Source organism: Streptomyces niphimycinicus, assembly GCF_018883605.1.
Lineage (GTDB): Bacteria > Actinomycetota > Actinomycetes > Streptomycetales > Streptomycetaceae > Streptomyces > Streptomyces niphimycinicus.
Window position 1 is genome coordinate 1 of the sequence record NZ_JAHLEM010001084.1, and the last position, 321, is coordinate 321.

Sequence of the window (321 nt, forward strand, 5' to 3'; positions counted from 1 at the left end):
TGGACGCGTCGTTGCGTCCGGTGCCGCCGGGGGTGGCCGGTGAACTGTACATCGCGGGAGTGGTGTTGGCGCGTGGCTACTTGGGGCGTGCGGATCTGACCGCCGAGCGCTTCACCGCCGATCCATACGGCCCTGTGGGCGCGCGGATGTATCGCACGGGCGATGTGGCGCGATGGAACGCCGATGGTCAGTTGGTGTATGTGGGCCGGGTCGATGACCAGGTCAAGGTGCGGGGCTTCCGTATTGAGCTGGGCGAGATCCAGGCTGTGCTGCGTGGTCATCCCGAGGTGGCCCAGGCCGCGGTGGTCGTGCGGGAGGACC

1 protein-coding gene is annotated in these 321 nt (G+C 68.2%); it reads left to right on the forward strand.

What is annotated here, in order from left to right:
* Positions 1-321, forward strand: a 321-nt coding sequence (locus tag KN815_RS47715; RefSeq protein ID WP_216348011.1) for an acyl-CoA synthetase family protein, incomplete at both ends; no start/stop codon positions are given.